This window comes from Chamaesiphon polymorphus CCALA 037 (assembly GCF_003003845.1).
In the GTDB taxonomy this organism is placed as follows: domain Bacteria; phylum Cyanobacteriota; class Cyanobacteriia; order Cyanobacteriales; family Chamaesiphonaceae; genus Chamaesiphon; species Chamaesiphon polymorphus.
Window position 1 is genome coordinate 1 of record NZ_PVWO01000436.1, and the last position, 5,082, is coordinate 5,082.

The window sequence follows — 5,082 nt, forward strand, 5'->3', positions numbered from 1 at the left end:
CCCCCACCGCATCCTCCAGCTCCTCCCCCACCACGCCTTACCCCTCAACGAAACTGAAGAATGTCTCCTCGACCTTTTCCCCCAAGGAGTCCGCTACGCCCCCAGCATCCAACTCCTCAACCTCGCCCAACAATGGCAACGTCCCCCACTCCAACACCTCTTCGCAGTCCAAAACCCCACCAGCGATCTAGACTTCACCGATATTGAAGTTCCGGTAATCCGCGATCGATTCCAGCCCCATGTAGAAGTAGTCAAACGCCAACAGGCAACCAAAGCCGCCCTCACTGCCGATCGGCTGAGTCGAGCCAACTGCGCCCACTTCGCCTGTCACGGCAGCTTCAACTTCGAGAACCCCCTCACCTCCGCCCTGCTCCTCAGCGGTGGTAAACTCTCCCAGCCGCCGCAAGATCCCGAAAAATCCAGCCGCTACTTGCCAACCCGCGATGGTGGCGCGATCGATCTCGATAACTGCCTGACATTGGGCGAAATCTTCCAACTCGATCTCCGTCAATGTCGCCTAGTTACCCTCTCCGCCTGTGAAACCGGACTCACCGACTTTCGATCGCTGGGAGATGAATACATCGGTTTACCCAGTGGTTTCTTGTACGCAGGCAGCTCCAACGTCGTTAGCTCCTTGTGGGCAGTGAGCGACCTATCGACAACTTTTTTGATGATTAAGTTCTATCAAAACCTCCAGGAAATTGACTCCGTGGCAATAGCCCTGAATCAAGCACAACGCTGGTTGCGCCAAATAACCAAAGCAGAATTGCTAGGATGGATCGCCCAGCTTAATTTAGGTGCTGCTCAGAACTTATTAGTGGAAGGCTGGACTAATACAGTGAGATCGTTAGCAGATAACGTTCATCTGTTTCGATCGCCATATCACTGGGCAGCATTTTGCGCGATCGGGTAATCATCCGAAGCTACAATGGAAATAGAGAAAGCTGTTTGTCAAATTCTTGTACTGCTAATCTGGAGTCGTTTTTCAATGATTGAGTTTGTGGATTATGTGCCGCAATCGGAGGAGTTATACCAAATCTCATTCGCGAATTCTGCTTAATTTCGGAACCCCTAACTTGCTTTACGGCTTAGGAAGATCGATTTTATAGTAAGAAGTCAATGTAAATCGGATTTGGTATTAGAGAGAGATATATCGATCGACATTATCCGCTGGCGGTTGTAATCTAATAGCTCGATCGCGAAATCAGCCTCGGCAGAATCGATTAGCTCGTCAGGAATTTGCCCAAAAATACCTTCAATCTCCTCAATGGTAATTCGATCGAGTTGTCGTTTCCAAGCGTTGGCTGCAATGGGAGCGAGATTTGCGCCGATCTCAAAAGCTCTGGTAGTAGAAATTTCTTCCTCTTCCCACCAACAGGATTCGGTTAATCTGGGCGAATCAAAATCTCGAATTTGTAGCTGCTGTGGCGATAATTTAGTTCCCAAACAATCCCCGTGGTCGAAACTGGGGCACAAATAGTAGCCATTAGCATCGATAGCAATCTCGATATTCTCGTCGTGGCGATCTGTTGCAGACAGCCAACAATCGAACATTAAATATCCAACTAACACGTCTGCTGCATCTTGAGTCCCTTCAATTTGCTGCCAATCGGGTGGCAATCCCACTCGATGAGTTCTAAGTTGTTCGATCGCACTTTGCACGTTATAGCCATCGATATAGTCCTCTGAATAGGCATTGTCATAGTTGGGATCTACCTTAGATAGAAAGCTACGCAAGCTGATAACTTCACGTCCCTGGAAGTTATAGTCAACAGAAATACTACCCTGTAAAACTTTAGCTGTCTCTAGACTCAAAATAGCTAGTTCTGTTCGCGCTACTGGTAAACCTATTAACTTTCCAAGTTCGCAGGCAACTTTTTCGCGCCAATCCATTCGTACTCTTACTGGTGAAGAGCTAAACGGAAATGCTGATTTAAACAGGCACCGTCCCAATTGTGTTTTGTTTACCCAATATTTAATAAATCGTCCATCATCTTCATCGTCGATTTGGATATCGTCTCTTAATTCAAGCCGATAGTTAGGAAATTTAGACCTTACCATATAAATCCCCAATCGGCTGGTAAACTGGGGTAGAGAAAGGAAGAAAACCTTTACAGGTTGCAGAACAAATTATCTTATGACGAGTATAAATTGCCCCTAGATTGATTCGTTCGATCGCCAGATTTAGCAACCCTGAATTCTCGTTATCCATCGCAACGATATAACCGGGCAAAAGCCCTAAAGTTAAATTGGTGGCTATATGAATAGCTTCTTTACCTCGAACAGCTATTTTATCTCCAGATTTTAACGTACTTAATGTCGATTTTAGTTCTGGCAATAGATGCAATTCTCTCAAGCCAAAATAGAAGTAATAACAGCCATCGGAGTCTGGATCGATCTCTGGAAATACATCAAAACTATCAGTTTGTTTGTAGCCACCACTACGGGCGACATAGGCGATCGGGTCGAGTAAATCCGCACTCAATCCCAGATGGGGGAGGTGCTGGGGCATTTCTTCAGGACGATCTAATGGCATCCGCCGACTAAAATCGCCAGGAATTTCGCGAGTTACATCGATGCGATCTAGTGGTGATAAGCTAAAGTAATTATGGAAGATCGAACTATTAATTATTGCTTGGATCGCTCCTTTAACGTTGCCGCTGCGATAACCACTTTCATCCCAAATTAATTTTCTTGCAGGCACCCATAAATTATCATTAACTTGGCAGCCCATGAATAAACCTGTTATTCGCTGTGTTGTAGCGATCGAATGCTCTGAAGTTTGAAGAGTATCTAATGATTTGATTGGCATATTTATTTCATATACTCATAATTTATATACATATTATTATAATCAACATTATCTGTGGTTGAAATTAATTATTTCGCAGAGCCGATCTATTTTGTCGTTATCTGGGGAGATAAGATCGCCATAGCGTAAAGCAATTTTATTACAATCTTTGCGCTGTTGTAGTGTCCTGAGTCCGGCGAGTACGATATCTAATTCCTGCTCAGTAAATTGATGGACGTTCGAGCTAACGCTCTGCCATTCATTATCGAACTCATCATAAAGTTCGACTCGTTCGCGTGTCGGCTCTGTCGAATCGACCTCACTTTGACGCACTATATCAACTACGCAAGTTTCTACTCGAACCTGATAAGTTTTAGATGCGGTTGAAATTGAATGGGTAACACCACTCTCATTTTCGATGAACTTCTCTATTTGTTTTTTCAGTGCGAAAATTTCTGACTCATTATCGATCGTGGGTAAGTCGATCCAATAATCCGCGCGAACTCGGTATTTATAATTAGATTGGTTCATACAGTTGAGAATTGATGGTTGACAGTTGCGATAGCGAAGCGCTGCCTTGGCAGGTCGCTTCTTTAATTGTTAGAGATCGATATTATCTGGATCGGCAAACAAGGGATCGCATTCGTTGTCTTCCCACAGGCATTCGCGACATTCAAAGGTCGCTTTCCAGACGCGATCTAGATCGGTAATAGCATACCAAATGGGTGATATTTTCGCTTCACGATGACAATATGGGCACAAAGCTCGAATTTTATTCATCCAATTATCGGAATGAATTAAATCATTATTTTTCATATTTCAATCACCTACCTCTTCATCAAAACTTCAATGATTTCCACTGCCCGATCTATCGGCATAAATACTCGCATCCGATAGTCAAACATCTCGCGGAAACATCCCAGCGATTCTAAATAATCCAGATCGCCGCGATCGTATACATTGGCAATTTCCAAGCGATGGCTGCCTTTGATATAGTTGCGCTGCAACTTCCAATTACCGAACTCGTGAGTGCCATTATCCTCCCAAACAATTTGATAGATCGTCTCGGCAGTGAGATATTCGTTGCCGTTAATCCCAAACTTAGTTAGTACGCTAGCAATGTCCACTTTCTCGATCGCCCGTCCGAGCAATACCCGCCCATCATTAGTTTGCAATCGATACACTCGCGGTGATTCGATCGGTAACTTATTCCAATGGGGCAGAAGTAAACCACATATCAAATAGAACCGATCTCTAACCATTTCGGGTGCGGTGCGAATTGCTAGATTCCAGGTACGCCAGAATTGGCTATCTGCCTCCGTCGCTTCCCATTTTGACTCGAACTTAGGCCGATCTATGCGCTCGTAATGGCCACTACTCACGGGGTGACAGATTTTGAGTACGTCAACGACCTTACCCGTTCGGTTGACGCGGCTATCATCTTCCTTCGCAATAGCCACTGCGCCAGTCTTCTTGTGGCGGTAGGCACTATAACCGCTCAGCAAGTTCTGGTAAGCCTCATTTTGTTGGTTGAGATAGGGTTTGGTGAATTTATCGATCGTCTGACAGACAGTTTCCGCACCCTCTTGAGTGGCGATCGTTTGGGACTCGACGATCTCGAAGCCGCCATCGGCTTGGAGGGTTTCGATACCGCGATCGTAGGTGCCGTTGGCTTTAGCCAGTGCGATATTCCGGCTCATCCGCGCCTCGAACTCTTTGAATACCAAATTCTGAGTATCGATTTCCAGCGCGAGTAAGCGATTGAGAAACCGATTGACGGGGGGCATTTTATTAGTGGAAATCGCCCCAGTTTCGCCACCGATCTCCAATCCCGTCATCCGCTCGAATTCGGCACATTTTAAGTCGGGAATGCGATCGCGGTAGATGTCGTTAATTAGGGCTTCGAGAGCTGATCTGGCATATTGACTGGCGAAGTTATTGAGATCCTCATCGAACAGTCCATTATTAGCCGTATCTCGTTGTCCCTTAGAAATCGCTCCCAACTGTCCCAGTCGTGCGGCGATCGTGGCGGTAAATCTAACCTCCCCATTGACATTGGTAGATAGTAAGATGACCTCTGGGGGCTGCTTCTGGTGGCTGCGGTGCGTCCGTCCGAATCCTTGGACTGCGGCAATTGCTTGGAACCCAGCTTCGAGGAGATAATGCCGTCGCAAGCGGGTATTGATGCAATTGACATCGGCATGATAGGAGCGACCAGTATTATCACATACAAATATGCTAAAACTGTTTTATGAAAAAGAGTTTTTTGCTGTGCATGTATTCCACAACAA

At 45.7% G+C, this 5,082-nt stretch carries 6 protein-coding genes; 1 reads left to right on the forward strand and 5 read right to left on the reverse strand.

All coding sequences use genetic code 11. The features are described 5' to 3' along the window. The coding region (locus tag C7B77_RS23705) for a CHAT domain-containing protein (RefSeq protein WP_146138477.1) at positions 1 to 913 on the forward strand (913 nt) is incomplete at its 5' end. Positions 914 to 1,116: 203 nt separating this feature from the next. Here the strand turns inward: C7B77_RS23705 and C7B77_RS23710 are convergent. The 5 genes from C7B77_RS23710 to C7B77_RS23730 all read right to left on the reverse strand — a co-directional run bounded on the left by C7B77_RS23710 (position 1,117) and on the right by C7B77_RS23730 (position 5,028). After that, the gene (locus C7B77_RS23710; RefSeq protein WP_106310726.1) at positions 1,117 to 2,061 is read right to left on the reverse strand and encodes a hypothetical protein; all 945 of its coding nucleotides are present in this window, start codon (positions 2,059 to 2,061) and stop codon (positions 1,117 to 1,119) included. Further along, positions 2,048 to 2,812 carry a hypothetical protein gene (locus C7B77_RS23715; RefSeq protein WP_146138478.1) on the reverse strand — a complete coding sequence of 255 codons (765 nt, stop codon included), beginning with the start codon at positions 2,810 to 2,812 and terminating at the stop codon, positions 2,048 to 2,050. The genes C7B77_RS23710 and C7B77_RS23715 overlap by 14 nt, the downstream gene beginning before the upstream one ends. A gap of 48 nt (positions 2,813 to 2,860) precedes the next feature. Next, positions 2,861 to 3,322 (reverse strand): hypothetical protein, encoded by a 462-nt coding sequence (locus C7B77_RS23720; RefSeq protein WP_106310730.1) that lies wholly within the window; start codon positions 3,320 to 3,322, stop codon positions 2,861 to 2,863. 69 nt (positions 3,323 to 3,391) lie between these two features. Continuing rightward, positions 3,392 to 3,607 carry a hypothetical protein gene (locus C7B77_RS23725; RefSeq protein WP_106310732.1) on the reverse strand — a complete coding sequence of 72 codons (216 nt, stop codon included), beginning with the start codon at positions 3,605 to 3,607 and terminating at the stop codon, positions 3,392 to 3,394. Positions 3,608 to 3,618: 11 nt separating this feature from the next. Then, a complete protein-coding gene (locus tag C7B77_RS23730; protein ID WP_106310734.1) occupies positions 3,619 to 5,028 on the reverse strand; it encodes a strawberry notch C-terminal domain-containing protein in 1,410 nt (469 codons plus the stop codon). Positions 5,029 to 5,082: the final 54 nt, after the last annotated feature.